The sequence below is a fragment of the Bacillus sp. K2I17 genome, assembly GCF_002209985.1.
Lineage (GTDB): Bacteria > Bacillota > Bacilli > Bacillales > Bacillaceae_G > Bacillus_A > Bacillus_A wiedmannii.
The window spans coordinates 143,115-169,680 of the sequence record NZ_NJGF01000001.1 but is presented as its reverse complement, the minus strand read 5'-3'; the positions used below and the strand labels follow the sequence as shown (position 1 = coordinate 169,680).

At 36.0% G+C, this 26,566-nt stretch carries 28 protein-coding genes; 23 read left to right on the top strand and 5 right to left on the bottom strand.

Annotated elements, in window-relative coordinates; translation table 11 throughout:
• Positions 1 to 79 precede the first annotated feature (79 nt).
• Complete coding sequence (locus CER22_RS00890; protein ID WP_088608078.1) at positions 80 to 1,078, top strand: formamidase; 999 nt, start codon at positions 80 to 82, stop codon at positions 1,076 to 1,078.
• A 46-nt stretch (positions 1,079 to 1,124) separates the two neighbouring features.
• Here CER22_RS00890 and CER22_RS00885 read toward each other — a convergent pair whose 3' ends face one another.
• On the bottom strand, positions 1,125 to 1,490 hold the full coding sequence (locus CER22_RS00885; protein WP_001160938.1) for a YugN family protein: 366 nt from the start codon (positions 1,488 to 1,490) through the stop codon (positions 1,125 to 1,127).
• A gap of 206 nt (positions 1,491 to 1,696) precedes the next feature.
• Between CER22_RS00885 and CER22_RS00880 the strand changes: the two genes are divergently transcribed.
• The 6 genes from CER22_RS00880 to CER22_RS00855 all read left to right on the top strand — a co-directional run bounded on the left by CER22_RS00880 (position 1,697) and on the right by CER22_RS00855 (position 5,238).
• Positions 1,697 to 2,731 carry a CAP domain-containing protein gene (locus CER22_RS00880; protein ID WP_000735384.1) on the top strand — a complete coding sequence of 345 codons (1,035 nt, stop codon included), beginning with the start codon at positions 1,697 to 1,699 and terminating at the stop codon, positions 2,729 to 2,731.
• 186 nt (positions 2,732 to 2,917) lie between these two features.
• Entirely contained in the window at positions 2,918 to 3,367 is a 450-nt protein-coding gene (locus CER22_RS00875) for a YlbD family protein (protein WP_088608077.1), read from the top strand.
• Positions 3,368 to 3,378: 11 nt separating this feature from the next.
• Positions 3,379 to 3,624 carry a YlbE-like family protein gene (locus CER22_RS00870; protein ID WP_001200991.1) on the top strand — a complete coding sequence of 82 codons (246 nt, stop codon included), beginning with the start codon at positions 3,379 to 3,381 and terminating at the stop codon, positions 3,622 to 3,624.
• Between the two features lie 82 nt (positions 3,625 to 3,706).
• Entirely contained in the window at positions 3,707 to 4,279 is a 573-nt protein-coding gene (locus CER22_RS00865; RefSeq protein WP_033657734.1) for a histidine phosphatase family protein, read from the top strand.
• Between the two features lie 116 nt (positions 4,280 to 4,395).
• The gene (locus tag CER22_RS00860) at positions 4,396 to 4,845 is read left to right on the top strand and encodes a YlbF family regulator (protein WP_000634355.1); all 450 of its coding nucleotides are present in this window, start codon (positions 4,396 to 4,398) and stop codon (positions 4,843 to 4,845) included.
• 126 nt (positions 4,846 to 4,971) lie between these two features.
• A complete protein-coding gene (locus CER22_RS00855; RefSeq protein WP_002080814.1) occupies positions 4,972 to 5,238 on the top strand; it encodes a YlbG family protein in 267 nt (88 codons plus the stop codon).
• 55 nt (positions 5,239 to 5,293) lie between these two features.
• Here the strand turns inward: CER22_RS00855 and CER22_RS00850 are convergent, their stop codons facing one another.
• Entirely contained in the window at positions 5,294 to 5,683 is a 390-nt protein-coding gene (locus tag CER22_RS00850) for a DUF7147 family protein (protein ID WP_088608076.1), read from the bottom strand.
• Positions 5,684 to 6,213: 530 nt separating this feature from the next.
• Here CER22_RS00850 and rsmD point away from each other — a divergent pair.
• Together rsmD and coaD are read left to right on the top strand one after the other, a co-directional pair.
• The gene (gene rsmD, locus CER22_RS00845) at positions 6,214 to 6,780 is read left to right on the top strand and encodes a 16S rRNA (guanine(966)-N(2))-methyltransferase RsmD (RefSeq protein ID WP_088123314.1); all 567 of its coding nucleotides are present in this window, start codon (positions 6,214 to 6,216) and stop codon (positions 6,778 to 6,780) included.
• The gene (gene coaD / locus CER22_RS00840; protein WP_000200598.1) at positions 6,777 to 7,268 is read left to right on the top strand and encodes a pantetheine-phosphate adenylyltransferase; all 492 of its coding nucleotides are present in this window, start codon (positions 6,777 to 6,779) and stop codon (positions 7,266 to 7,268) included. The genes rsmD and coaD overlap by 4 nt, the downstream gene beginning before the upstream one ends.
• Here coaD and ylbJ read toward each other — a convergent pair.
• Entirely contained in the window at positions 7,260 to 8,489 is a 1,230-nt protein-coding gene (gene ylbJ, locus CER22_RS00835; protein ID WP_088064314.1) for a sporulation integral membrane protein YlbJ, read from the bottom strand. The two genes, coaD and ylbJ, sit on opposite strands and share 9 nt — an antisense overlap.
• A gap of 113 nt (positions 8,490 to 8,602) precedes the next feature.
• On the opposite strand from ylbJ, the gene CER22_RS00830 reads away from it, so the two are divergent.
• A complete protein-coding gene (locus CER22_RS00830; RefSeq protein WP_000662602.1) occupies positions 8,603 to 9,394 on the top strand; it encodes a patatin-like phospholipase family protein in 792 nt (263 codons plus the stop codon).
• Entirely contained in the window at positions 9,387 to 10,412 is a 1,026-nt protein-coding gene (locus tag CER22_RS00825) for a SepM family pheromone-processing serine protease (protein WP_000476311.1), read from the top strand. Before CER22_RS00830 ends, CER22_RS00825 begins: the two co-directional genes overlap by 8 nt.
• Positions 10,413 to 10,436: 24 nt before the next feature.
• Here the strand turns inward: CER22_RS00825 and CER22_RS00820 are convergent, their stop codons facing one another.
• A complete protein-coding gene (locus CER22_RS00820; RefSeq protein ID WP_176546123.1) occupies positions 10,437 to 11,678 on the bottom strand; it encodes a nucleotidyltransferase in 1,242 nt (413 codons plus the stop codon).
• Between the two features lie 153 nt (positions 11,679 to 11,831).
• Between CER22_RS00820 and CER22_RS00815 the strand changes: the two genes are divergently transcribed.
• From CER22_RS00815 to CER22_RS00805, 3 genes are all read left to right on the top strand, one after another.
• Positions 11,832 to 12,332 carry a YceD family protein gene (locus CER22_RS00815; protein WP_000872150.1) on the top strand — a complete coding sequence of 167 codons (501 nt, stop codon included), beginning with the start codon at positions 11,832 to 11,834 and terminating at the stop codon, positions 12,330 to 12,332.
• 61 nt (positions 12,333 to 12,393) lie between these two features.
• Positions 12,394 to 12,567 carry a 50S ribosomal protein L32 gene (gene rpmF, locus CER22_RS00810; protein ID WP_001984764.1) on the top strand — a complete coding sequence of 58 codons (174 nt, stop codon included), beginning with the start codon at positions 12,394 to 12,396 and terminating at the stop codon, positions 12,565 to 12,567.
• A 128-nt stretch (positions 12,568 to 12,695) separates the two neighbouring features.
• Positions 12,696 to 13,202 carry an RsfA family transcriptional regulator gene (locus tag CER22_RS00805; RefSeq protein WP_000246481.1) on the top strand — a complete coding sequence of 169 codons (507 nt, stop codon included), beginning with the start codon at positions 12,696 to 12,698 and terminating at the stop codon, positions 13,200 to 13,202.
• Between the two features lie 34 nt (positions 13,203 to 13,236).
• Here the strand turns inward: CER22_RS00805 and CER22_RS00800 are convergent, their stop codons facing one another.
• A complete protein-coding gene (locus tag CER22_RS00800) occupies positions 13,237 to 13,710 on the bottom strand; it encodes an N-acetyltransferase (RefSeq protein WP_000506704.1) in 474 nt (157 codons plus the stop codon).
• Positions 13,711 to 14,085: 375 nt separating this feature from the next.
• On the opposite strand from CER22_RS00800, the gene panE reads away from it, so the two are divergent.
• From panE to murD, 9 genes are all read left to right on the top strand, one after another.
• Entirely contained in the window at positions 14,086 to 14,976 is an 891-nt protein-coding gene (gene panE / locus CER22_RS00795) for a 2-dehydropantoate 2-reductase (RefSeq protein WP_088064312.1), read from the top strand.
• A 79-nt stretch (positions 14,977 to 15,055) separates the two neighbouring features.
• A complete protein-coding gene (bshC, locus tag CER22_RS00790; protein WP_088608075.1) occupies positions 15,056 to 16,672 on the top strand; it encodes a bacillithiol biosynthesis cysteine-adding enzyme BshC in 1,617 nt (538 codons plus the stop codon).
• 368 nt (positions 16,673 to 17,040) lie between these two features.
• Complete coding sequence (rsmH, locus tag CER22_RS00785) at positions 17,041 to 17,973, top strand: 16S rRNA (cytosine(1402)-N(4))-methyltransferase RsmH (protein WP_000472512.1); 933 nt, start codon at positions 17,041 to 17,043, stop codon at positions 17,971 to 17,973.
• Between the two features lie 15 nt (positions 17,974 to 17,988).
• Positions 17,989 to 18,351 carry a cell division protein FtsL gene (gene ftsL, locus CER22_RS00780; protein WP_000067078.1) on the top strand — a complete coding sequence of 121 codons (363 nt, stop codon included), beginning with the start codon at positions 17,989 to 17,991 and terminating at the stop codon, positions 18,349 to 18,351.
• Between the two features lie 21 nt (positions 18,352 to 18,372).
• Positions 18,373 to 20,520, top strand: coding sequence for a penicillin-binding protein (locus CER22_RS00775; RefSeq protein ID WP_088608074.1), 2,148 nt, complete (start codon positions 18,373 to 18,375; stop codon positions 20,518 to 20,520).
• Positions 20,521 to 20,601: 81 nt separating this feature from the next.
• A complete protein-coding gene (locus tag CER22_RS00770) occupies positions 20,602 to 22,518 on the top strand; it encodes a stage V sporulation protein D (RefSeq protein ID WP_088064309.1) in 1,917 nt (638 codons plus the stop codon).
• Between the two features lie 207 nt (positions 22,519 to 22,725).
• Positions 22,726 to 24,201 carry a UDP-N-acetylmuramoyl-L-alanyl-D-glutamate--2,6-diaminopimelate ligase gene (gene murE, locus CER22_RS00765; protein ID WP_048546093.1) on the top strand — a complete coding sequence of 492 codons (1,476 nt, stop codon included), beginning with the start codon at positions 22,726 to 22,728 and terminating at the stop codon, positions 24,199 to 24,201.
• A gap of 22 nt (positions 24,202 to 24,223) precedes the next feature.
• Positions 24,224 to 25,198, top strand: coding sequence for a phospho-N-acetylmuramoyl-pentapeptide-transferase (gene mraY / locus CER22_RS00760; RefSeq protein WP_088064308.1), 975 nt, complete (start codon positions 24,224 to 24,226; stop codon positions 25,196 to 25,198).
• A complete protein-coding gene (gene murD, locus CER22_RS00755; protein ID WP_088064307.1) occupies positions 25,199 to 26,551 on the top strand; it encodes a UDP-N-acetylmuramoyl-L-alanine--D-glutamate ligase in 1,353 nt (450 codons plus the stop codon).
• Positions 26,552 to 26,566 lie beyond the last annotated feature (15 nt).

Sequence of the window (26,566 nt, the reverse complement as noted above, 5' to 3'; positions counted from 1 at the left end):
GTAGTGCAAGTTTTTTAGAGAGTTACAAATTTATATTGTTATCTTTAATAAACAAGAACTATTTTAAGGGGGAATTTAAATGGGTAGTAGTGGAAGTATGGTAAAGCCAATTAGTGGTTTTTTAACAGCATTAATACAATATCCAGTACCGGTAGTAGAGTCACGTGCAGACATTGATAAACAAATTAAACAGATCATAAAAACAATTCATTCAACTAAATCAGGGTATCCTGGATTGGAATTGATAGTATTTCCAGAATATAGTACACAAGGGCTTAATACAAAAAAATGGACTACAGAAGAGTTTTTATGTACAGTTCCTGGGCCAGAAATAGACTTGTTTGCTGAGGCATGTAAAGAGTCTGAGGTATATGGTGTTTTTTCTATAATGGAAAGAAACCCTGATGGTGGAGAACCGTATAATACAGCAATAATTATTGATCCACAAGGTGAAATGATTTTGAAGTATCGTAAGCTAAATCCTTGGGTGCCAGTCGAACCTTGGAAAGCTGGAGATTTAGGCTTACCTGTTTGTGATGGACCTGGAGGAAGTAAATTAGCTGTTTGTATTTGTCATGATGGTATGTTTCCTGAAGTAGCTCGTGAAGCAGCTTATAAAGGTGCAAATGTCTTGATTCGTATTTCTGGATATAGCACACAAGTTAGTGAACAATGGATGTTAACTAATCGTTCGAATGCATGGCAAAACTTAATGTATACATTGTCAGTGAACTTAGCGGGTTATGATGGGGTATTTTATTACTTTGGTGAAGGACAAGTTTGTAATTTTGATGGGACTACTTTAGTGCAGGGACACCGAAATCCTTGGGAGATTGTTACTGCCGAAGTATATCCAGAGCTAGCAGATCAGGCTAGATTAGGATGGGGTCTCGAAAATAATATATATAATTTAGGTTCAAGGGGATATGTAGCGACTCCTGGAGGGGTGAAAGAAAACCCGTATACGTTTGTAAAAGATTTAGCTGAAGGTAAATATAAGGTTCCTTGGGAAGATGAGATTAAAGTAAAGGATGGAACTATTTATGGGTATCCAGTCAAAAAGACGATTCATTCTTAAGTAAGATAAATAGAAAAAGCGCATCAATATGATGCGCTTTTTCTATTTACTCAATGATTTGGAACTCTTTTAACTCTTTTTCGATATTTTGTAGGAGTTGTTCGCTTTTTTGAAGTACATTCGTTGGGAAAGTTTCACCATCACCATATTCAACGCCGTGAGGATAATAATGTTTTCCTAATAAGGGAGGAAGTAGCTTTATTTCAGCGTGTCTGCTACCAACATCACCTTCAACAGCCAAACCTTGTACGCGCAAATAATAAATATCATTTAATATTTCAAATTTATAATCGTATGTAACTCGTTCATAATCCCACTGTCCAGCAAGTACAAAATGGTTCTTTTCCATAATCTCTGTTAATAGTGTTAAATCAACGACTGCCCCATTAAATTTCGTATTTGTAAATTGCATATAATACCTCCTCTTTTCATGTTACATCATCATTTTTATAATAGTATGAATAATAAGAAAGTGCAATTCATATTGAGAGAAAAGGTAGAATCCAGACTTTTTTTGCGAAAATATGATATAGTGAAAAGAGTACGGTACACACAAAAAAGGAAAGAAAAGGATTTGTGTATATCTCAATTTTATGTTTTGTGCAGGAGGTATATCGATTGAAGAAATTATTGCGTATCGTAATGATTACATTTTTAATTTTAGCTGTTGATTTATACGGGAAATTACTCGTTTCACAATATATATTAACCCCATCTCAATCAAAGCAAGAAAATAAAATTGTGAAAAAGAAAAAACAAGTAAATGAAGACTCTTCCGATACTGTTTTAAATATGATTGGTGGGGACTCTGAAAATTTATTAGCAAAATGGGGCGAACCATCTCGAATAGAGCCATCTGCTTACGGATATGAATGGTGGGTATATAATCAAGATTTAACTAAGTATGTTCAATTTGGAGTTGCAGAACGAAAAGTTGTAACGGCGTATGTTGCTGGTGAGCAGGTTAAGGTGCCGCCTTATTATATAAATGAAAAGTATGAAGAAGTGTATAAAAAGAATCCACTCTCGCATGAGATTTCGTTAAAAAGAGGGAAAAATAGTTATCAATTTGAGTTATCTGACACGGAAGTGATGGAACAACCATTAATACCTGTAGAAGATGGCTGGGCACAATTATATTTTGATCATTTTACACATGAGCTTGTTGGTGTTCGTTATATGGATGATGAAACGTTATTACGCCAAAGACCGTATCAGCTTGTTTATTCGGGTGAATTACTAGCTGAACAACCATTGACTCCAGATAAAATGAAACAAATAGAGAATGGGAATATGCAACAAATTTTTGATTTAACAAATATTATTCGAAGTCGCCATAAGTTACCGCTGTTAGCTTGGGATCAACAAACAGCAGAGGTGGCTATAGGGCATAGTAAAGATATGAAGGATAATAATTACTTTTCACACGATTCACCTACACTAGGTACGTTAGGAGATCGTTTACAGCGCGGGAAAGTAGGGTTTCAACTTGCTGGTGAGAACATAGCGGCGCAACATAGTGATGGAATTGCGGCGGTGCAAGGTTGGTTAAATAGTGAAGGGCATAGAAAGAATGTATTAAATGAACAATTTACAGGATTAGGTGTTGGGGTATACGATAAGTTTTATACACAAAACTTTATTCGAAAATAAAGTGAAATTTTAAGTTGTGTAGGGGAAACCTCACGTTTAAGTACTTCGTATTCACTGAAGTGTAGGTCGGAATCTTACCGTATGCAAATAGCAGGATAAAAAGGTGCATGAATCGTCTAAAAATAGGCGAACCATGTGCCTTTTTTTTCTTACTATATAGTAGATATACATGAAGAGGTGAGGATTATGCCAACAACAAAAGGACCGTTACATCCATCGGTTCAACAGTTTAAAGAGTTTGTAAACCATCACCCTAAAATGGTTCATGAGGTTAGAAGTGGTCACAAAACTTGGCAACAGTTTTATGAAGAATGGTACTTACTTGGTGAAGAAGATCCGATATGGGCAACTTTTAGGCCTGATGGAGCGCCAGCTTTTTCTTCGGTAAAAGAAAATAAACAAGAAAAAGAAAAAGAAAAAGATAATCGAACTGAAGAGGAAAAAACTGCTGATGTGATGGGACAAATGCTTTCTTTCTTTAAAAAGCTAGATATGGAACAGATGCAACACCATTTAGCTAATGTGACGAGTGCTATTGGTAGTGTGCAACAAGTTTTTCAACAATTTCAAGGGAAGCCCGCGCGGCAAGAAGAAAGTACTTCCGAAAATAATCCATTTTTCTTTCAGAAGGATTAGGGGGAAAGCGGATGAGAGCAGAAATTATGGAGTTTATAAAGGCTGATGAGGATTTATCTCGCTATATTAGGGAACAACCGTACTGGTATAGAAAACTAACGCGAAACCCTGAAGAAAAAGAGGCATTTGAGTTAGCGGCTATGCAGCATTTCAAAAAAACGATACCAGATAAAGTTGAGAAATTTCAAAACCAATTGGCAGTTGCCTCCATTATGATCGATATGTTTCAGTATATGAAGCAGCAAAATACAACATAATTGGAAGGGAAAACTATGTCCGTCATGCAGAACTTTTGATACAATAGAAGCGGATTATTTAAAAAGGAGTTGCAGCATGAGCATGACGGAAATTTGTTTAGTACGACATGGACAAACTGATTGGAATTTTCAAGAGATTATTCAGGGACGTGAAGATATTCCACTTAATGAAGTGGGAAAGAAGCAAGCAAGTCAAAGTGCAGTTGCTTTGCAAGCGGAAGCATGGGATGTAATTATAAGTAGCCCATTAATTAGAGCGCACGAAACAGCTAAGGAAATTGCAGGGGCTGCAGGATTGCAATCGATTTTATTAGATGAGCGATTTGTTGAACGTAATTTTGGTGAAGCTTCTGGGAAGCCGGTTGCGACTGTTAGGGAGCTAATTGCAGAAGGTAAAGTAGAAGGTATGGAGCAAGATGAAGAGATTGTAACTCGTTGCTTTGCTGCTATAAAAGATGTTGCAGAAACCCATTCTGGCAAACGTATTATCATTGTAGCTCATTCACATGCGATAAAAGCAATTTTACATGCAATTGCACCGGAAGATATTTCGTTTAAGACACCATTAAAAAATGCATGTATTAGTTATGTGAAAGAAAATAGTGGGAAATGGGATGTTCTGAAATATAATATTGCGGAACATATTAATGTATAAGTATGTGCTGGGATTATACGGAAAATAGTTAGAGTGATATCTTTCTGTTTAGTGAGACACTTCAATTAGTAGTTCTATTCTAAATGTGGTATGATGAATACTCGGAGGTGTCTCTCATGATTGTAGCGACGCTGGAAAGCGTATTGATATTAGATAAGGCAGAGCAGCTTGCAAAAGCGATTATCTGTTCAGATATAGCAGAAGACTATCGTAAGTGTTATAAAGAATTGCATGAAGATATGGAAGTTCAGACGTTAATTCAGCAATTTACAGCGATGAAAGAACGATATGAAGAAGTGCAACGTTTCGGTAAATACCATCCTGATTATACTTTCGTTTCGACGAAAATGAGGGAGTTAAAGCGTTCTGTAGACTTACATGATAAGGTTGCAGCTTTTAAACGAGTAGAAACAGCTTTGCAAAAGTTGTTAGATGAAGTTAGTGTAGCAATCGGTTCTGAGGTATCTTCTTCCATTAAAGTTCCAACAGGAAATCCATTTTTTGATGCTGGTGGCTGTGGTGGCGGTTGTGGTACCGGCGGAGGTTGTGGCTGTAAAACGGGGTAAATTACCCCGTTTTTTAGAAGATAGAAGAAAACGTATACAGAGTTTGTCCTGTAATGTCATAAATTTCTGATTGGTTTTCATAAAATATAAAATATATGTTTTTAAAAGGAGAAGATGGAGAAGATTATGTTCGGGCAACGACAAAGTATGATTGTTTATTTACATTCATTGAAACATGCCAAGATTTTAAGGAAATATGGTAACATACATTACATATCAAAACGCTTAAAATACGCAGTAGTATATTGTGATATGGAACAAATTGAGCATATGATGCAAAAGTTGAACAAACTTCCTTTTGTGAAGAAGATAGAACAGTCGTACCGCCCGTATTTAAAAACGGAATTTGAAAATTCACGTCCTGATCGGGCAAAAGAATACGATTATAGTTAATAGAAAAAATCCCCTGCTAATTTTAGTAGGGGATTTTTTTACTTGAAATAACACTTTATTTCATTGGAGGAATGAAATTATTCATTCGTAAAATACCAATTAAATGATTGAAAAACAGTTCTTTTTCTGGGAAAGTTGTGGATGGTTTTACCGTAAAGGTAGTCACTTTTCTTCCTAGTTGTTCTGCCGTTTCTTCAAATAAAATGCCGCGTTTACTTTTTTTATTTTCAAGTACAGGAATGCCTTCACGACATATGTATAATGGTTGGAAATCACCAGTAGTAGTTGGTTTTAATATTACAACAAGTGAGCACACTTTTTTTTCATTTTTAATCGTTTCAAATTGTAACATATGTGTTATACGTTCTTGATTTGCTTTGGCAATTTCAAGTAATTCATATAAATCAGAGTAGCCTTCTCCGAGTTCTATAAAGCGTTGAATCATATTTTTTCCTCCTCTTTCTTTTACTTACTGTACCATCTCACTTTTTAAATGAAAAGTAGACAAAGAAAAAAAACCCTGCAAAGCAGGGCCCTTCTTATACTAGCATGTACTAGTAAGAAGGCAAAGGGAGAGGAGAAACCGGAGGAAGAACTTATGGGGAAACGTAAGTCTTCTCCGCGGTTGGCAACAACATCGAAGGTGATGTTGTTATAATTATTTATGTCCAATCTAAATGAAGATATACATCATGAAATTAAATTTTATGTTTGGCTTTTTATTTTTCTTTTTTTTATTTTATGATAGGATAAAAAAGATAAAGTGAAACGAATATACATAATGGGTTCGTGTTAGCGCATGGTGAGATGAATACATAAAAATGCAGAGCGATTATTTTAAGCCAAAGTTCTCCTATTGTTCGTTGAGAAATGAATGGAAAATTTCATGGAATAGTATAGTTTGGTAGCGGTTACCGAATGGAGAAAGGTTTTCTATAATTGCTCGATAGATTGAAATAAAGGTAGTGACAACAGATGAGAGTAGTTTCAGGAAAATGTAAAGGGCATCCACTAAAAGCGGTGCCAGGTAATACAACACGTCCAACGACAGATAAAGTAAAAGAATCAATCTTTAATATGATAGGTCCTTATTTTGATGGTGGTATCGCTCTTGATTTATTTGGCGGTAGTGGTGGTCTTGGAATCGAGGCTATAAGTAGAGGGATTGATAAAGCAATTTTTGTTGATCGAGATAATAAAGCGATAAAAGTAATCCATCAAAATTTAGAAAGTTGTCGAATACAGGAACAAGCTGAAGTATATCGAAATGATGCAGAACGTGCGGTAAAGGCTCTTATAAAACGTGAAATATCATTCGATCTTATATTAATTGATCCTCCATATAAAGATCAAAAAATTGTATCTTTAATTAGTGTGATGGATCAACATGGATTGCTACATAGAGATGGATTAATTATGTCAGAGCATGGTAATGATGTGGTTTTACCTGATTCTATAGGGGGTCTTGTAAAAGTAAGAGCTGAAAATTATGGGATTACAGCAATATCGATTTATAAGTATGAAGGTGAGGGGACGGAATGACTAGTATAGCTATTTCTTCGGGAAGTTTTGATCCAATTACCCTTGGGCATCTGGATATTATTAAAAGGGGAGCAAAAGTATTTGATGAGGTATACGTAGTAGTTTTAAACAACTCGTCAAAAAAACCGTTCTTTTCAGTTGAAGAGCGCTTAGATTTAATTCGAGAAGCAACAAAGGATATCCCGAATGTAAAAGTAGATTCACATAGTGGACTACTAGTGGAGTATGCGAAAATGCGTAATGCAAACGCGATTTTGCGTGGGTTACGAGCGGTTTCTGATTTTGAATATGAGATGCAAATTACTTCTATGAATCGAAAATTAGATGAAAATATTGAAACCTTTTTTATTATGACAAATAACCAATATTCATTTTTAAGCTCGAGCATTGTAAAAGAAGTTGCGAGATATGGAGGAAGCGTAGTAGATCTTGTACCTCCTGTTGTAGAACGTGCTTTAAAAGAAAAGTTTCAAACCCCGTTAAAGTGAACGGGGTTTTTCTTTGTTGCTACGAAAAAATAATAAGATAACATATACATATAAACAAAATAAAGTAAAGATCGGTCCATAGTGTACAAAAGATGTCCAAATTTCTTGCAGTATAGAAGAATGATTCGATAAAAATACGGGGATATCTTTTTGCATAGGTGAAAAAGAGCTTACTTTTTCATAAAATGGTTTCCAAAATATAAAAGTAAAAATAGGAGCCAGAATACTTTGGATAATTCGTGCGAAAAAATAGGGCTTAAATCGGATGTCTGTTTCAGCTAATATGCTAGCAACTTGTGCCTGAATAGAAAGGCCGCTAAACGCTAAAATAAAGCTTGTTACCATAGCTTGCTGCAGGAGGGGTGTTTCATTTATTTGACTAATCATTTGGCTACCGAGTGTCATTTCAAAAATGCCTGATAAGATTGGAATACTAAATTCTGTAGTTAGTTGGAAGAATGATAAAATATGTTGCATAATAAAAGAAAGTGCTGCTGTAATATGAAATACAGTAATCATTTTATTTAAAACAGAGAATAAAATAATAAATCCACCAATCATAAGTAACGTTTGAATAGAAGAAACGATAGCGTCCCCAAGTAATTTTCCTAATGGTCTTTTTTCTTGCATGCGCGTCTCGTGTAGGACTGAAAAAGGGTTTTGAAAAGGACGTTTTTTAGTAGGATGTTGATCCTTCGTGGAAATATTGTTATTGCCGTAAAAACGCATCAATAACCCGACGGCAAAGTTACTTAAATAATGTGCAGCAGCTAATACGATTCCTAATTTCGGATTATTGAAAAAACCGATAGAAACAGCTCCAAAAATAAAAAGTGGATTAGATGAGTTTGTAAAAGATACGAGGCGTTCTGCTTCGATTTGTGTTAGCTGATTACTTTTACGTAGTCTAGCGCTTAATTTGGCGCCAGCAGGGAATCCAGAAGCCATTCCCATTGCCCAAACAAATCCGCCTATCCCTGGAACGCGAAAAAGTGGTCGCATGAGTGGTTCTAATATAACACCTATAAATTTTACAACACCAATACTAATTAGAAGTTCCGCAATGATGAAAAACGGTAAAAGTGAAGGGAATACAACTTCCCACCATATATTTAACCCTCGAATGGAAGCTTGCAAAGCAGCTTGGGGGTGAAGTACAAGAGAAAAGGTTAAAAATAGTGTTGATAGGGTAAGAAAAGCCGTTTTCCATTTTTCATACATGTAAGTGAATCCCCCTTTGTCCCAAAAAACGTTCATTTCAGTATACGTGGATACGTAGTGCATTTAGACCATAAGTATGAAAAAGGAATGAAAAAAATTAAAGGGTGAGAAAAATGAAAGAACCGAAAATTGGTTTAGCTCTTGGATCTGGGGGCGCAAAAGGGTTTGCGCATATTGGTGTTATAAAAGTTTTAAGAGAAAATGGTATACCGATTCATATGATTGCAGGAAGTAGTATGGGGGCTTTAGTAGGTACGTTTTATGCAGCTAGCTCAAACGTTGAAAGGTTGTATAAACTGGCAAATGTTTTTAAGAGGAAATATTATTTAGATTTTACAGTTCCAAAAATGGGATTTATTGCTGGAAAACGTGTCAAAGATATGATTAAAATGTTTACATATAATAAAAATTTAGAAGAGTTAGATATCCCGACGGCTGTTGTGGCTACTGACATCTTGAAGGGGGAAAAAGTAGTTTTTACAAGTGGTCCTGTTGCAGAGGCTGTGAGAGCTAGCATATCTGTACCTGGAGTGTTTGTACCAGAAAAGATAGATGGACGATTATTGGTGGATGGCGGAGTAATTGATCGCATTCCAGTATCGGTTGTGAAAGAGTTAGGTGCCGATATTGTTATTGCTGTTGATGTATCGCCGATTAAAGTGAATGGAGAGGTTACGTCTATTTATGATGTAATTATGCAGAGTATTGAAATTATGCAACATGAGCTGGTGATGAATCGACAAATTGCATCGGATTTAATGATGCGACCAGCTGTAGAACAATTTAGTTCACGTGCTTTTACAAACATTGAAGACATTATTCGAGTTGGAGAAGTAGAGGCGGAAAAACATGTTGCAAATATTTATTTATTAATTGAGCAGTGGAAGGAGAAACATAATGTTTAAGCGTTTTCGGTTTATATATGCAATTTTAATAGGGGTTATATTGGCGATGTTACTTGTTTACGTACGTTTACCGTATTATGTAACAAAACCAGGAATGGCGGCTAAATTAGAGCCTTACGTTCAAGTTGAGGGTGGAACGAAAGAATCCGGTGATTTTATGCTTGTTACGGTTTCAATGGGACCAGCAAATGTGGTGAATTTAATAGCGGCACAGTTTAATAAATATACACATATTTCGAAAGCGGAAGAAATATTGCAAAAAGGTGAGAGTGATGAAGAATATCAATTTCGCCAAAATTATGCGATGAAAGATTCGCAAAATGCAGCAATCTATAATGCGTATAAACGTGCAAACCGTACTGTTTCTTTTGAAAATAAAGGTGTATTGGTTGCAGGAGTAGCGAAAGGGATGCCGTCAGAAGGAAAGCTTAAGCTTGGAGATGTCATCATAGCTGTCGACGGAAAAACATTTGAAAAGACGGAGCAATTTATTGAATATATGACAGGGAAAAAAGAAGGGGAAGCAGTAAATATTGAGTACAAGAGAAATGGAAAACAGTTAAAAGAAAATTTAAATGTAAAGACCATTCCGAATGGAAATGGGCGTGTTGGTATAGGGGTTTCTATCGTTACTGAAAGAGAATTAATGGTAGATCCGAAAGTGAAAATTGATTCTCATGAAATAGGCGGACCATCGGCAGGCCTAATGTTTACATTAGAAATATATAATCAACTTGTGGAAGATGATTTAACAAGAGGGCATGAAATAGCTGGAACAGGGACGATAAATGAAAAGGGAGAAATTGGTCCGATTGGTGGTATTCAGCAAAAAGTGGTTGCTGCAAGTGATGCTGGTGCTGAAGTGTTCTTTGCGCCAAATGAAAAAGGTGCGGAGAAATCGAATTATAAAGATGCGCTTGAGGCTGCGAAAGATATTAAAACAAAAATGAAAGTTGTACCAGTTGATACGCTGGATGATGCATTGCTGTATTTGGAAAAAATGGGCGAGAAAAAATAAACCTCTCTGAAAAAGAGAGGTTTTTTATAGAAATTTTGCAGTTGTTTCATCATAACGAATTGGATGGTGTGTTGCATCTTGTTTTAGTAGTTGTGTTCGTAATGGTTCTTGCATGATGGAGAAATATACAGAATTGGCTTTTCGCTCTATATGTAAAGTAGGATGGTCAAATGTTTTTGTATGGGTAAGGATGGGAAGTTCTATTTTTTTCTTGTTTTTTGAAAGGTAAGTTTGTCCTTTTTGTGACATGCCTAGTAGACGAATGTACGGTGCATGCTGCTCTATATTTGCGCTATGTATTTCTTGTTTTGTTGTATTTGTTAAAATGTGTGTACAAGCTCTTTGTAATCTAGTCCATGTATAACGCTTCGTTTTTAATGCTTCCATGAATGAATGGAAGGAGGAACTGTTTTGTATTTTTGATAAAATACGATGCTCTAAACCTTCTTCTATTTCATATATATGTCGTAAGTCTTCTGGAGACATCGTCATGAGTTTGTATTTGAAAAATGAAAAGTATTGTTCCCAATTATGTAATATCCCGTAGTTTTGTTTGTAACTTGCTAAAAGAGAAGCAGTCGCTTTTGGGATAAAAGGCTCAATTTCTGTAAAAGAACTATTTTCGCTAAAAAGTTTTTTACGAATACTAGTTGCGCTTGCAATATGTTGGTCGCTAAATGTTTCATCATGATAATGAGATGCGAATCTTTTTATCGTTTGTGCTTGCATAGAACTATTTTGTAAGAAAATTGATTTCATGTATTGGAATCCTAATATGTTATTCGGTTGTGACATGTCTATGTTTTTTTCGGATGGTAAAATGTGTAGGAAGGCTTCAGATGTAGCTTTTGCGTAACTGTTACCTGCATTCATAAATTGCTTTACAAGACGATTAAAAGTATCTTCTTCATTTTTTTGCACAGAGATGGTGTTATGAAAATTTTCAATCTGCCCATCTTCACTACCGAAACAAATTTCAGAAACACGCAGGGCGTTTAAAATAGAAATAGCGCCATTTGCAAAGGTTTCAGCCTTTTGTGTTGAGAAGGCGTATGGAAGCTCTACAACAAGGTCTACACCGCATGATAAGGCCATTTTGGTACGATACCATTTGGATATGAGTGCTGGCTCACCACGCTGTAAAAAAGGGCCACTCATAACAGCGATTGTAATATCGGCGTGTGTTAACTTTTTTGTTTGTTGCACATGATAATCATGACCGTTATGAAAAGGGTTATATTCAACAACAATACCACTGGCTTTTATGGTAATCTCTCCTTTCGATGTAGCATCTTTTTCAAAAACGTGATACTCTATATATTATTTACTATGATGACTTCATTATAGTGTAAAGAAAAAACATTGACAAATATAAAATGGCTAGCTATAATTTTGTTTGTTGCCTTGAGGTGATATGATATGAAATGGTCCATCCATCAATTGAATAAATTGAGAAATAAAGGATTGACATTGGATGAGATGGTAGATGTAAGTGAGCTACAAGAGGTCGAGAAAGATATTCGTGAAATTAATCCTGCTCATGTAACAGGAAGAGTTGATTTTGGCTCCGGTAAGTTTACGTTCCATCTACATATAACTGGAAGCATGGTTTTACCATGTTCTCGCTCTTTAGTAGATGTGACATTACCATTTGACATTAAAACAACTGAGGTGTTCCAAACTTCACAAGAAGAATTTGAAACTGAAGCTGAAATTCATTGTTTAGAAGGAGAAGTACTTGACTTACTGCCCGTAATCAAGGAAAATATACTTTTGGAGATTCCAATGCAAATTTTCAGTGATGATGTTTCTGGTGGAGCACCGATGCAAGGTCAAGACTGGCAAGTGATTTCGGAAGAAAACAAAGAAAAGACTGTTGATCCACGATTAGCAGGACTTGCAAAGTTTTTTGACAAATAATCGGAAGACTGGTTTAGGCCTTCATATGAAAATAACTATTTCTTTTAAGGAGGTGGGAAGAATGGCTGTACCTTTTAGAAGAACTTCTAAAACAGTAAAAAGAAAGCGTCGTACGCATTTCAAATTATCAGTACCTGGTATGGTAGAGTGCCCAAGCTGTGGTGAAGCGAAATTAGCTCACCGTGTATGTAAAGCATGCGGTACTTACAAAGGTAAAGAAGTAATCAGCAAGTAATTGCGGGAAAATAAACGTAGAAGATATCTTCTGCGTTTATTTTTTTGTCTTATTCTTTATTTGTTGTATTCTATCTTTTCTAGTAACTGCATATGCTTAATAAAAAATGCATAGGGAGGACTAGAGAGATGGCGACAACAAGACAAGATGCTTGGACTGATGATGAAGATTTGCTTCTGGCAGAAGTAGTACTCCGGCATATTCGAGAAGGTGGAACGCAATTATCTGCCTTTAAAGAAGTGGGAAGACATTTATCTCGTACACCAGCAGCATGTGGCTTTAGATGGAATTCTTACGTTAGAAAGCAATACAAAGAACGTATTGAAGAAGCGAAGCAACTACGTAAAGTAGAAAATTATGAAGTAAAAGAGACAAAGGTAGTAGAGCCTACGTCAATTACATTGAATGATGTTATTGATTTCTTGCAAAATTATAAAGATGAAAACTCTTTAATGGTGTTGCAACAGCAAATTGAATCGTTACAAACAGAGAGAGAGAGTCTTTTGGAGCGATTATCAGTATATGAGGAAGAGTATAGAACATTGCTTGATTATATCGATCAAAAAAGAAGTGTAATGGTAGCGGAAAGAAATAGCGCTCGTTCAAATGGGAAATTAGAAAAGTTAAAGAAATAAAAAAACAGCTGCTATGTAGCTGTTTTTTTATTTCTTATGCAGACTCTTCGTTTGTAACCGTATTCAAATTTGTTTCTGGGTTCCAAACATAAAAATCACCATCAGGTACTGATACAGGCTGGAAATTTAATTTATCCCAAAAACCAGCTGAATGGATACGTGCGATCGTTTTAATTGGGAACTGTAGCCCCTTCGCATAATTTACAAGCATTTCTCCGAATCCTTGTTTTTGGAAAGTTGGTAACACTTCAAGTTTATAGAGTTCTAGGTAAGTACCTGTAATTTCGAATGGTTCTCCGCCGTTCCTTTTCATATATAGACTCATACGTGCAATTAGTGATCCGCCATAATAAATACCGTAAAATGGAGATTCACTATCGTTTTCAATAATGTTTGCCTGTAATTCTTCTAACATGGATAGTTCTTGAGCTCCGCAACCTTTAAATTTTTTAAATTCGTCTAATGTTTTATAATTGATGAGCAAGCGCTCAACTTTTGGGAATCCCATAACATCACATCCTTTTCTTGTCTCGTTGAATGCAGAAAAGTAAAAATATTTACAATAATATTATAACTCATTTTTTTATTTTTATGAAGAAGATAGTATATTTCTTTTATTATTTTTTTGAGGATTTGCTAAACTAAGAGTAGAAACATATTAATAGGTAGTATATACATATTGAAAGTAGAGGTTGCATTTGTTTGTTAAAGAGTAATGAAATTGTAAACTATGTTCATGGAATTGAGAAAGGTAAAGTGAAACTGTAATCAGTGGGATTTGTTCACCTTTAGTTAATTATGATTCCGCACCAATCAGGCGTTTGCGGGATAAAAAGGGGGAGGGAAAAGGGACTTGTGTAACGTATTTATATGAGTTCCTTGTGTGAAAATGAAAATCGGAGTTGTGGGACCAGGAGCTATCGGTCTGTTATATGCATTTTATTTACAAAAAAGTAATCAAGATGTTACGTTGTTTACAAGGACAGCTAAACAGGCTGAGGAATTGAATAGAACGGGTGTAACTTGTATGAGGGAGGAAAAACGTGAAACCGTATTCCCACCTGCTTTACCAATAGAAAGTATGCTAGACCAGAAGCTAGACTATATATTTATTGCTGTTAAGCAATATCATATAACTGACATACTACCTTTTGTGCGAGGGGAATCCTCATTAATCTTTTTGCAAAACGGAATGTCGCACCTTCATGCTATGCAGCAAATAAGGAATGAAAATATTGCGGTTGGGATTGTAGAGCATGGTGCAAAAAAAGAAGAAAGACATATCGTTTATCATACGGGGATAGGTGTAACGAAGTTTGGAATCGTGCACGGCCAGTCTATACATTTTGAAAAAATATTTAATTGCTTTCCATTTCCTCATTTTCCGATTCAAATAGAAGATGATTGGAAGGATGTCATGCACAAAAAATTAGTAGTTAATGTATGTATCAATCCATTGACAGCATTATTACAAGTCCAGAACGGAGAGTTGATTACGAACCCGTTTTTTTATCGATTGATGGAGCAAGTTTTTCAGGAAGTCGTTTTTCTTGTTAAAGAAGAAAAAGAAATGGTATGGAAAATGGTACGTCACGTATGTGAAAGAACGTCTCGTAATACATCATCTATGCTGGCAGATGTAAGGGCAAATAGACAAACGGAAATCGGTGCGATTGTTGGATATGTATTAGAAGAAGCTAAGAAACAGCAACGATCTGTTCCGACACTGCAATTTTTGTTCGATGCAATAAAAGGATTAGAAGTAAAAGAATAAGTGTAATTCTTTGCTTTTACGTGCAACATTGACTACAATGTGGATTGGTGAGAGAACAGGATACGAAAGGAAGAATTATATGGAGATAAAAGAAATCTCTGTTCCGCAACAAGGTGTTGTAGCGGACTATATGAACGGTAAAAAAGAGATACAGTCGTGTTTTGACTATATGTTAACAGAAGATGCTTTTAAACAGCGTGTACATGATTTGCGTGAGAGGGAGTTTTTCCGCCAAGGTTTAGTAGCGCATTTATTAGAATATAATACAAAATTACAAGCGGGAGAAGCTACGATTCAAAATGTAAAAGCGCTTGGAGATGAAAATACATATGTTGTTATAGCTGGACAACAAGCTGGGTTATTAACTGGACCACTTTATACAATTCATAAAATTATTTCAGTTTTACAGCTTGCGAGGGAAAAGGAAGAAAGTTTAGGTGTTAAAGTCGTTCCTGTTTTCTGGATTGCTGGTGAAGACCATGATATGGATGAAATTAATCATACTTTTGTAACGAAGAATAAAAAAATAAAAAAGACTATTTTTCATGACCGTAATCCGAAAGTGGCGAGTGCTTCAGAGTCCGAGCTTTCTTTGGAAGACTGTAGAAAGTGGATTGAAGAAATTTTCAAAACATACCCTGAAACGAATTTTACAAAGGATGTACTGCAATTTATTGATGATTCTTTGGGGAAATCGAATACGTATGTAGATTTCTTTGCCCATCTTATTATGAAAATGTTCGTTAATTCTGGTTTAATTCTTGTTGATTCGCATCATCCTGAATTAAGAAAATTAGAAGTGCCGTTTTTTAAGCAAATTATAGGTAAGTATAAAGAAGTGCAAGAGGGGCTTTATAACCAACAGGAAATAATTAAAGAATTAGGATATAAACCGATTATTGAAACAAAGTATAATGCAGTACATATATTCATGGAAATTGATAATGAGCGAGTATTACTTGAAGACGATCAAGGGAAGTTTGTAGGGAAGGATGGAGCGTATTCCTTTTCATATGAGGAATTGATGGAAGAGATGGAAAGAAGTCCGGAACGCTTTAGTAATAATGTTGTAACGCGCCCTCTTATGCAAGAGTATCTATTTCCTACGCTCGCGTTTATTGGAGGACCAGGGGAATTAGCTTACTGGAGTGAATTGCAACAAGTTTTCCATACGATTGGTTTCCAAATGCCGCCTGTCGTTCCGCGTATTACAATCACTTATGTAGAGAGGGATATAGCGACAGATTTATACGATTTGCAATTGCAAGACAGTGATCCTTTTTTAAATAACGTAGATAAGTTGCGTGAAAACTGGTTATCTAATCAAATAGAGGAACCGATAGATAATCGATTTGTAGAGGCGAAAAAAGAAATAATTGATATCCATACGTCATTACAACAGTTTGTGAAGAAAATAGATCCTGGATTAAGTGCGTTTGCAGGGAAAAATGAATTCAAAATTAATGAACAAATTGAACTGTTGGAAAGAATGTTGAAAAGAAATGTTGAGAAAAAACATGAAGTACAGCTAAATAAATTCCGTCGTATACAATTTGCACTTCGTCCATTAGGGGCGCCGCAAGAGCGTGTGTGGAATGTATGTTACTATTTAAATCAGTTTGGTTTGGATTTCGTTGATCGTGTAATGGAAAAATCGTTTTCTTGGGACGGAAAACATCATGTTATAAAACTATAGAATCTTGCTCTTAGGAGCAGGATTTTATTTTTGTCTTGTTGAATTTACTGTGAAGTGAAATTTTTCTGAATTATCAATTTTAAAAAAGTGAATATCGTAATTATGCAGGATACTTAAATATATGACAAAATAGCACAAAATGTAAACGTATTATCATCTTTTTCGACAGTTTTTTATTTAAATTCCCGCAAAAGATGATAAAATTTAGTATATAATAAAAGAAAATAGCGATTTGTATAGTATGCTGCCTTTGTAGGCAAGTTAAATGAGTCGTTCTTTCATAGTATTTCGTTCTCTAATCGTGAAATATGCGTTTGGAGGAGGAGATGCATTCAACATAATTAATTGGAAAAAGAGTAGGTGCAACAATGTTTAAACACGTAACAGTGCTTTTGAAGGAAACAGTAGACGGCTTAGATATAAAGCCAGGTGGTACATATGTAGATTGTACACTGGGGGGAGGAGGACATAGTTCTTATTTATTATCCCAATTAACTGAAGGTGGAAGATTAATCGCGTTTGATCAAGATGAGATAGCGATTCAAAATGCGAAAGAAAGATTCTCTTCATACGGTGAGCAGTTCATAACAGTAAAAAGTAATTTCCGTTATTTATCTGAAAAACTACAGGAATTAGGTATAACAGAAGTAGATGGTATTTTATTTGATTTAGGTGTTTCATCCCCACAATTAGATACACCAGAGCGTGGCTTTAGTTATCATCATGATGCACCGTTAGATATGCGGATGGATCAAGATGCCCCATTAACAGCATATGATGTTGTAAATAGCTGGTCATATGAGCAACTTGTAAGAATTTTCTTCCAGTATGGTGAAGAGAAATTTTCAAAACAAATAGTAAGGAAAATTGAAGCGTATCGTGAGAATAAAGCTATTGAAACGACAGGAGAATTAGTAGAACTAATTAAAGAGGGTATTCCAGCTCCTGCTCGTAGAACGGGTGGACACCCTGCGAAGCGAGTGTTCCAAGCAATCCGTATTGCGGTAAATGATGAATTGAAAGTATTTGAAGAAGCGTTGGAATCTGCAATTGAGATGGTCAAACCGGGCGGAAGAGTTAGTGTTATAACATTCCATTCTTTAGAAGACCGTATTTGTAAAACGACGTTTAAACGAAATAGCACAACGCCACAATTGCCACCAGGATTACCGATTATTCCTGATGAATTTAAGCCAAAATTAAAGCTTATTACGAGAAAACCGATTTTACCTTCTGATATAGAGTTAGAAGAAAATAATCGAGCGCGTTCTGCGAAATTGAGAATCGCTGAAAAACGATAAAAAGGGGAGAGAGGTATGAGTAACTTAGCTGTAAAGTACAAACAACAAGCGCAAGAAGAGATACAGATTCAAACGCCCCCACAGCAGATGGTTCAGCCAAAAGCTAAAGCGAAGATTACAAGAATCGAAAAACTGTTGTATGTAGCATTTATTGGCTTTTTATTGTATGCCTGTGTAGCGTTTATTGGAAATAAAGCAGGCCTTTATCAAGTTAATGTAGAAGCAGCGACGATAGAACAAAAAATTGTACAGAAGCAAAAAGAAAATCAAGAGTTACAGGCTGAAGTAGAGAAGTTAAGTCGCTATGAACGAATCGCTGAAGTTGCAAAAAAACACGGGCTAGAAATTAATGCGAATAATGTGAAGGGCCTCAAATAAGGCAATAGGTGTGAAGGGAAAATGAAGAGAAATATGACTAAATTTCATACCAATAAGGGAGCAGGGTATTTTATGATTTTATTCCTCCTGCTCTTTTTGCTATTATTAGCCCGATTTTTTTACATACAAGCAACAGGAACAGTGCATAATCAAGATTTGGATAAACTCGCTCAGCAAAAACATAGTAAAGCAGGAGTTCTCGAAGCAAATCGAGGAACGATTTATGACCAAAATGGTCATGTATTAGCGCAAGATGCAAACTCTTATAAACTTGTAGCGGAATTAAAAGGTGCGAAGCCGGTTGAGAATAAAGAGGACACTGCAAAGAAAATTGCAGGAGTACTTGGAAAAGGCGAAGAGGATATTTTAGCTGCGTTAAATAAAGATAAAAGTCAAGTGGAATTCGGGAAATTAGGTAAGGGCTTGACGAAAGAACAGAAAGATCAAATAGAAGCATTAAAATTGCCAGGTATATCTTTTATTACTGAAAATGCCAGAGTATATCCAAACGGTGATTTCGCATCTTATGTCGTAGGTCATGCGAGACCTGATGATAAGGGGATTGCTATAGGACAATTTGGTTTAGAAAAGAGTTTGGATAAGTATTTAGGAGCTTCTAACGGAGAAGTAGCTTATACAGGCGATCGTAGAGGCGTATCTCTTGACGGCGGAAAAGTGAATGTAAAGGCACCTAAAAATGGAGATAATGTATATTTAACGCTTGACCAGCGTATTCAAAGTTTTTTAGAAGACGCAATGAAAGAAGCGAGTAAACATTATGAACCAGAAAGCTTAATAGGGATTGTTGCGGATCCAAAAACAGGGAAAATATTAGGAATGTCTACTAAACCTAGTTATGATCCGAACCGAGAGGATATTAAATATTTTTATAATGACGCAATTGCAAATGCATTTGAACCTGGATCAACAATGAAAATTTTCACGCTAGCAGCAGCTATTAATGAAGGTGTGTACAAAGGACAAGATTATTATCAGTCTGGTACATATCAAGTCGGAAACCGAAAAATAAAAGATCATAACGGTGGCGCTGGATGGGGATCTATCACATTTGATGAAGGGGTAGAGCGCTCTTCCAACGTAGCGTTTGCAATTTTAGGGGATCAAAAACTTGGACCAGAACGATTCCGAAAATATATTCATAGTTTTGGATTAGATGAAAAAACGAAGATTGATTTACCTGGTGAAGGTTCAAATACAATTATATTCGATCAGCAAATACAGCAAGTAACAACAGCTTTTGGACAAGGTTCTACTGTAACACCAATGCAGCTTGTGCAAGCTGCAACTGCTATTGCAAATGACGGAAAAATGATGAAGCCTTATACAGTTGATAAAATTGTAAATCCAATAACAGGGGAAGTAAAATTAGAACATAAGCCAGAAGAAGTGGGAAAACCTGTTACAAAAGAAACAGCAGCGCAAGTAAGACAGTTATTAGAACGTGTTGTTACATCGCCGAAAGGAACAGGAACCGCTTATAAAGTCGATGGTTATTCAGTTGGTGGTAAAACAGGAACAGCCCAAATTCCGGATGGAAAAGGTGGCTATATGACAGGGAGAGAGAATTATATATTCTCGTTCTTAGGTATGGCACCTATGGATGATCCGCAACTTGTTGTATATGTAGCTGTTAAACAACCGAAATTGAAAGATGATGAGAGTGGCGCACAACCTTTAGCTGATATTTTTAAATATGTAACGAAGAATAGTTTAGAGTATTTAAAGATTAAGCCTAATGAAGTGAAAGATCCGAAGAAATATGTGAAAGAGCAGCAAACTGCTGTTCCAGATGTAACCGGAAAAACGATGGAAGAAGCGAAAAAAGCTATTGATAAAGCAAAACTTCGTCCAATCGTATTAGGTGAAGGGAAAGTACAGCAGCAAGTACCGAAAGCGACTGAACAAACATTGAAGGGTGACCGAGTCTTCTTAGTGGGAGATAAACCTACAATGCCAAATATACAAGGCTGGGCGCTTCGTGATGTTATGAATTTAGCAAAAACATTAAAGCTTAACCTAAAACCTACTGGTACCGGATACGTAACCGAACAAAGTGTGGCAGAAGGAACATTGTTACAACCTGGTACAGAGTTAGGTGTAACGCTTGTACCGCCACTTGAACCACAACAAGAAGCAGAAGAACAGTAATGGTAAAAGAGAAGAAGTTCTAATTAAATAAGTACAAGCATATATTGGAACAAGCTAGGCGTAAGGGAGGCTTGTTCCAATATGCGTGTATCAAATGTAACGGTTAGAAAACGACTTATTTTTATACTCATATCAGGTATACTTATTTTCACTATCATCGATATTCGTCTTGGATATGTGCAATTTTTTCTTGGCAATATGTTAACGGATCGTGCGAAGGATTCATGGAGTCGAAATATTACTTTTGAACCTGAACGTGGGAAAATTTTAGACCGGAATGGTGTGGAACTTGCTACGAATAAAAGTGCCCCAACTGTCTTTGTTGTACCGAGGCAAATTGAAAAACCAGCAGAGACTGCAGAGAAGTTAGCTGCAGTATTAGGTGTGGAAAAAGATGAGATTTATAAGAGAATTACAAAAAAAGAATCAATTGTAAGGTTAGATAAAGGCGGAAGGAAAATATCACATGATAAAGCGAAAGAGGTACGAGGATTAAGTTTGAAAGGTGTTTATATCGCAGAGGACTCTATCCGGTACTATCCATTTGGCAACTTTTTATCACACGTATTAGGGTTTGCAGGTAGTGATAACCAAGGTCTTATGGGACTGGAAAAATATTATGATAAAGAGCTAAATGGTGATGAAGGTCATGTGCGTTTTTTTGCAGATGCAAAAGGACAAAGGATGCCTAATGTTGGCGATGATTTCAAAAAACCAGAAGCTGGTTTGAATTTAGGTTTAACAATTGATGCACGTATTAATAGAATTATGGAAAGAGAAATGAATATTGCAGAGTCGACATATAATCCAGATGGTATGATTGCGATTGCAATGAATCCGAAAAATGGTGAAATTTTAGGTATGTCGAGTCGGCCGAGTTTTGATCCAGCAGATTTTCAAAGTGTTTCTCCAGAAGTGTATAATAGAAATTTACCAGTATGGAGTACGTATGAGCCTGGTTCAACATTTAAGATCATTACGTTAGCAGCAGCCTTGAATGAAAATTTAGTAGACTTAGAGAAAGATACGTTTTATGATGATGGAGCAGCTGAAGTGGGTGGAGCTAGATTGAAATGCTGGAAAGCGGGAGGCCATGGTAGCCAAACGTTTTTAGAAGTAGTTCAAAACTCATGTAACCCAGGATTTATTGAACTTGGTGATCGTCTTGGTAAAGACCGATTGTTTAAATACATTCGTAATTTTGGCTTTGGACAGAAAACCGGAATTGATTTGCAAGGTGAAGGTAGTGGGATTTTATTTAATTTAGATAAAGTCGGTCCAGTCGAGCAAGCAACTACTTCATTTGGTCAAGGAGTTTCTGTAACACCAATTCAACAAGTAGCAGCAGTAGCAGCGGCTGTAAATGGTGGGACATTGTATCAACCGTATATAGCTAAGGAATTTATTGATCCGAAAAATAATCAAATTGTAAGTAAAAAGACACCTGTGGAAAAAAGAAAAGTTATTTCCAAGGAAACTTCAGAAAAAGTTCGGTATGCATTAGAGAATGTTGTAGCAAAGGGATCTGGTAAAGGTGCTTTCATTGATGGGTATCGTGTAGGTGGAAAAACAGGTACGGCTCAAAAGGTGAAAGATGGTAAATATTTAGAGAATAATTATATAGTATCTTTTATCGGCTTTGCTCCAGCGGATGATCCGGAAATTGTTGTCTATGTTGCTGTTGATAATCCGAAAGGTGTAACGCAATTTGGTGGAGTAGTAGCAGCTCCAATTGTTGGGAATATTCTTCGGGATGCACTTCCTGTTATGGGAGTGAAACCGAGAAAAGAACAAGTTGAGAGAGAATATAAATGGGGCGATACACCAACTGTGGAAGTTCCGAATTTAATTGGTATGAAAAAGAAAGACTTACAGACACAACTCGTCGATTTGAAGCTTGATATAAGTGGAGACGGAGAGAAAGTAATTAAACAATCCCCAGAAGCAGGAGCTAAAGTGAAAGAAGGCTCAAAAATTAGAATTTACTTCGGGAATTAAAGGTAACCTAGTACGTTTTATGGTACAATTGGTGGAAGTGAGTTCTTTATAGAAGAGTTACTTAATTTGAGGCTGTAAGAGCCCCAATTATAAATAAGTCTATTTATTAGACACAGTAGCACTTACCTCCTATTTTACATATTTAGGAGGTAACGTGTTGCTTATTAAAAAAGAGATAAATACACAATGTAGAGAGGGTTTAGTGAAATGAAGTTGCATACACTTTTATCATGTTTGCATGATTTTCCAGTTGTTCCAAAAGAAAATCCAGAAATCACATCTATAGAAGCTGATTCACGTAAAGTGAAAGAGGGAAGCTTATTTGTATGTATGAAAGGATATACGGTTGATAGCCATGATTTTGCTAAGCAAGCAGCGGCACAAGGAGCGGCTGCTATTGTTGCGGAAAGACCAATTGATGTTGACGTTCCAGTTGTACTTGTGAAAAACACTTTTCGTTCGTTAGCGGTTTTAGCTGATTATTTTTATGGTCAACCAACACACAAGTTACATTTAATCGGAATTACAGGTACAAATGGAAAGACAACAACATCGCATATTATGGATGAGATTATGCGCGCACATGGTCATAAAACGGGGCTAATTGGAACGATTAATATGAAAATCGGTGATGAAACATTTGAGGTGAAAAATACAACACCAGATGCACTAACACTTCAACAGACATTTTTAAAAATGGTTGAGCACGGTGTAGATAGTACAGTAATGGAAGTTTCGTCACATGCTTTAGATCTTGGTCGTGTACACGGATGTGATTACGATGTAGCAGTGTTTACAAATTTAACACAAGATCATTTAGACTATCATAAAACGATGGAAGAATATAAACATGCAAAAGGGTTGCTATTTGCACAACTTGGCAATAGTTATAACCATGATCGTGAAAAGTACGCGGTACTGAATAACGATGATGCTGTAACTGCGGAATATATGAGAAGTACTGCGGCAACTGTTGTAACGTATGGAATTGATACAACAAGTGATATTATGGCCAAAGATATCGTTATGACGAGTGCTGGAACTACATTTACGCTTGTAACACCGTATGAAAGTGTAAATGTTACGATGAAATTGATTGGGAAATTTAATGTATATAACGTACTAGCGGCAACAGCGGCAGGACTTGTTTCTGGTGTAAGTTTAGAAACGGTTATTGATGTAATAAAGCAACTAGCTGGAGTTCCAGGACGTTTTGAAGTAGTTGATGGTGGACAAAATTATACAGTTATTGTTGATTATGCACATACACCAGATAGCTTAGAGAATGTATTAAAAACAGCAAAACAGTTTGCAAAAGGCGATGTATATTGCATCGTCGGTTGTGGTGGAGATAGAGATCGAACAAAGAGACCAATCATGGCAAGTGTTGCAACAAAATATGCAACTCATGCAATTTACACTTCAGATAATCCAAGAAGTGAAGAGCCAGGGGCTATTTTAGATGATATGGTGCAGGGTGCAAATGGGAATAATTATGAAGTAATTATTGATAGAAAAGAAGCGATATACCATGCAATTGCTAACGCGAAAGCTGAAGATATCATCATTATTGCTGGTAAGGGTCATGAAACGTATCAAATTATTGGTAAAGACGTTCATCATTTTGACGATCGTGAAGTCGCTAAAGAAGCAATTACAGAGCGTTTAAACAACGAAGAGTAACAACGTGAGAGGAGGACTACATGTGCTTGAGCAAGGTTTATTAGTAACGGCTGGGGTAGCATTCTTAATTTCTGTTGCCCTTTCGCCATTGTTTATACCATTTTTAAGGAAATTAAAGTTCGGACAGAGTATTCGTGATGAGGGACCAAAGTCACATCAAAAAAAATCAGGGACACCTACAATGGGTGGTATTGTCATATATGTATCTATGATGGTAACTTCACTTATTATGGCGATTAAGTTTAATCATTTAGGTGCAGAGGTTTCGTTATTATTATTAGTGACATTTGGCTACGGATTAATTGGATTTTTAGATGACTACATAAAGGTAGTTAAGAAGAGAAATCTTGGTTTAACATCAAAACAAAAATTAGTAGGTCAGCTTGTTATTGCTATTGCGTTCTTTTTAATTGGAAAAGGGCAAGCGCTCCACACATACATCATGATTCCGGGAACAGATGTTAAGTTTGAACTAGGTTGGGCGTATTTTGTACTTGTATTATTTATGCTTATTGGTGGATCAAATGCAGTTAACTTAACTGACGGTTTAGATGGTTTATTATCAGGAACAGCTGCTATTGCATTTGGAGCTTTTAGTATTATTGCAGTAGCGCAAGAGCAATTTGGAGTAGCGATATTCTGTATGGCAGTTGTAGGAGCTGTACTTGGATTTTTAGTATTCAATGCAAATCCAGCGAAAGTGTTTATGGGAGATACAGGTTCCTTAGCTTTAGGTGGAGCCATTGCAGCTGTAGCGATTTTATTAAAACAAGAATTACTACTTGTAATCATTGGTGGAGTATTCGTAATGGAAACTTTATCTGTTATTATTCAGGTCATTTCTTTTAAAACAACAGGAAAACGTGTCTTTAAAATGAGTCCTTTACACCATCATTATGAATTATGTGGTTGGTCAGAGTGGCGTGTTGTTGTGACATTTTGGTCTGTAGGATTTTTATTAGCTGTGTTAGGAATTTATATCGGGGTGTGGATGTAATTGAAAACTGTAACTGAATTTCAAAATAAAAATATTCTTGTATTAGGCATTGCAAAAAGTGGTTATGCAGCAGCTACGTTGTTACAAAAATTAGGGGCAAATGTTATTGTAAATGACGGAAAGCCTTTAGCAGATAATGTACTTGCTGCAGAATTACAAGCAAAAGGAATGGACGTTGTATGCGGTGGTCATCCTTTAGAATTGTTAGAGAGAAATATTTCTCTTGTAGTAAAAAATCCAGGAATCCCGTATTCTAATCCAATATTAGTTGCTGCGAAAGAAAAGCAAATCCCAATTGTTACGGAAGTTGAATTAGCATATCGTATTTCAGAAGCGCCATTTGTTGGGATTACGGGGTCTAACGGTAAAACGACGACGACAATGCTTGCATTTGAAATGCTAAAAGAAGGACAAAAGCATCCTATAATTGCAGGGAACATAGGAACTGTAGCGTGTGAAGTAGCACAGGGTGCAAAAGAAAATGAAGTTGTAGTTACAGAGCTTTCATCGTTCCAACTGATGGGAGTAGAATTGTTCCAACCTAAAATTGCTGCGTTTTTAAATTTATTTGAGGCCCACTTAGATTATCACGGGACGAAGAAGGAATATGGTTTAGCAAAAGCAAATATTTTTAAAAACCAAACAGAAAATGATTATAGTGTAATAAATGCAGATGATGCAGATGTGATGGCTTTATCTGCTTATAGTAAAGGGCAAAAAGTACTATTCTCGACAAAGAAAGAAATTGAAGATGGTGCGTGTATAAAAGAGAATGCTCTTTGTTTTAAAGGTGAAAAAGTTGTTGAAGTAGGCGATATCGTTTTACCTGGTCAACATAATTTAGAAAATATTTTAGCAGCGATGAGTATCGCAAAATTATTGGGTGTTTCTAATGAAGCGATTACGGTGGTATTAAAACGTTTTACAGGTGTAAAACATCGTTTAGAATATGTAACAACTATTAACAATCGTAAGGTTTATAATGACTCAAAAGCAACGAATATGTTAGCGACTGAGAAAGCTTTATCTGCGTTTACACAACCGATTGTGTTATTAGCAGGTGGGCTTGATCGTGGAAATGAATTCGATGATTTAATTCCATATTTCAAAAATGTAAAAGCAATTGTAACATTTGGACAAACAGCTCCAAAACTAGTAAGAGCTGCAGAAAAAGCGGGATTAGATACAATTGAAAGTGTCGATACTTTAGATGAAGCGGTAGTGAAAGCTTATGCTCATTCTACAGATGGCGATGTAATTCTTCTTTCTCCAGCATGTGCAAGCTGGGATCAATTTAAAACATTTGAAGAAAGAGGAGACATTTTTATACAAGCTGTGCATAAACTTATATAAAGTAAATCAAAACAT

What these genes read in the sequence shown, in the direction of transcription:
- CER22_RS00830 (WP_000662602.1), top strand. Translation starts at nt 8,603, where the DNA reads ATGAAAGAACCGAAAATTGGTTTAGCTCTTGGATCTGGGGGCGCAAAA.
- CER22_RS00800 (WP_000506704.1), bottom strand. Translation starts at nt 13,710, where the DNA reads ATGGGATTCCCAAAAGTTGAGCGCTTGCTCATCAATTATAAAACATTA.
- CER22_RS00855 (WP_002080814.1), top strand. Translation starts at nt 4,972, where the DNA reads ATGTTCGGGCAACGACAAAGTATGATTGTTTATTTACATTCATTGAAA.
- ftsL (WP_000067078.1), top strand. Translation starts at nt 17,989, where the DNA reads ATGAGTAACTTAGCTGTAAAGTACAAACAACAAGCGCAAGAAGAGATA.
- bshC (WP_088608075.1), top strand. Translation starts at nt 15,056, where the DNA reads ATGGAGATAAAAGAAATCTCTGTTCCGCAACAAGGTGTTGTAGCGGAC.
- CER22_RS00865 (WP_033657734.1), top strand. Translation starts at nt 3,707, where the DNA reads ATGACGGAAATTTGTTTAGTACGACATGGACAAACTGATTGGAATTTT.
- CER22_RS00770 (WP_088064309.1), top strand. Translation starts at nt 20,602, where the DNA reads ATGCGTGTATCAAATGTAACGGTTAGAAAACGACTTATTTTTATACTC.
- CER22_RS00860 (WP_000634355.1), top strand. Translation starts at nt 4,396, where the DNA reads ATGATTGTAGCGACGCTGGAAAGCGTATTGATATTAGATAAGGCAGAG.
- rpmF (WP_001984764.1), top strand. Translation starts at nt 12,394, where the DNA reads ATGGCTGTACCTTTTAGAAGAACTTCTAAAACAGTAAAAAGAAAGCGT.
- rsmD (WP_088123314.1), top strand. Translation starts at nt 6,214, where the DNA reads ATGAGAGTAGTTTCAGGAAAATGTAAAGGGCATCCACTAAAAGCGGTG.
- CER22_RS00885 (WP_001160938.1), bottom strand. Translation starts at nt 1,490, where the DNA reads ATGCAATTTACAAATACGAAATTTAATGGGGCAGTCGTTGATTTAACA.
- CER22_RS00815 (WP_000872150.1), top strand. Translation starts at nt 11,832, where the DNA reads ATGAAATGGTCCATCCATCAATTGAATAAATTGAGAAATAAAGGATTG.
- coaD (WP_000200598.1), top strand. Translation starts at nt 6,777, where the DNA reads ATGACTAGTATAGCTATTTCTTCGGGAAGTTTTGATCCAATTACCCTT.
- CER22_RS00870 (WP_001200991.1), top strand. Translation starts at nt 3,379, where the DNA reads ATGAGAGCAGAAATTATGGAGTTTATAAAGGCTGATGAGGATTTATCT.
- CER22_RS00775 (WP_088608074.1), top strand. Translation starts at nt 18,373, where the DNA reads ATGAAGAGAAATATGACTAAATTTCATACCAATAAGGGAGCAGGGTAT.
- CER22_RS00805 (WP_000246481.1), top strand. Translation starts at nt 12,696, where the DNA reads ATGGCGACAACAAGACAAGATGCTTGGACTGATGATGAAGATTTGCTT.
- murE (WP_048546093.1), top strand. Translation starts at nt 22,726, where the DNA reads ATGAAGTTGCATACACTTTTATCATGTTTGCATGATTTTCCAGTTGTT.
- CER22_RS00850 (WP_088608076.1), bottom strand. Translation starts at nt 5,683, where the DNA reads ATGATTCAACGCTTTATAGAACTCGGAGAAGGCTACTCTGATTTATAT.
- CER22_RS00875 (WP_088608077.1), top strand. Translation starts at nt 2,918, where the DNA reads ATGCCAACAACAAAAGGACCGTTACATCCATCGGTTCAACAGTTTAAA.
- CER22_RS00890 (WP_088608078.1), top strand. Translation starts at nt 80, where the DNA reads ATGGGTAGTAGTGGAAGTATGGTAAAGCCAATTAGTGGTTTTTTAACA.
- CER22_RS00825 (WP_000476311.1), top strand. Translation starts at nt 9,387, where the DNA reads ATGTTTAAGCGTTTTCGGTTTATATATGCAATTTTAATAGGGGTTATA.
- ylbJ (WP_088064314.1), bottom strand. Translation starts at nt 8,489, where the DNA reads ATGTATGAAAAATGGAAAACGGCTTTTCTTACCCTATCAACACTATTT.
- rsmH (WP_000472512.1), top strand. Translation starts at nt 17,041, where the DNA reads ATGTTTAAACACGTAACAGTGCTTTTGAAGGAAACAGTAGACGGCTTA.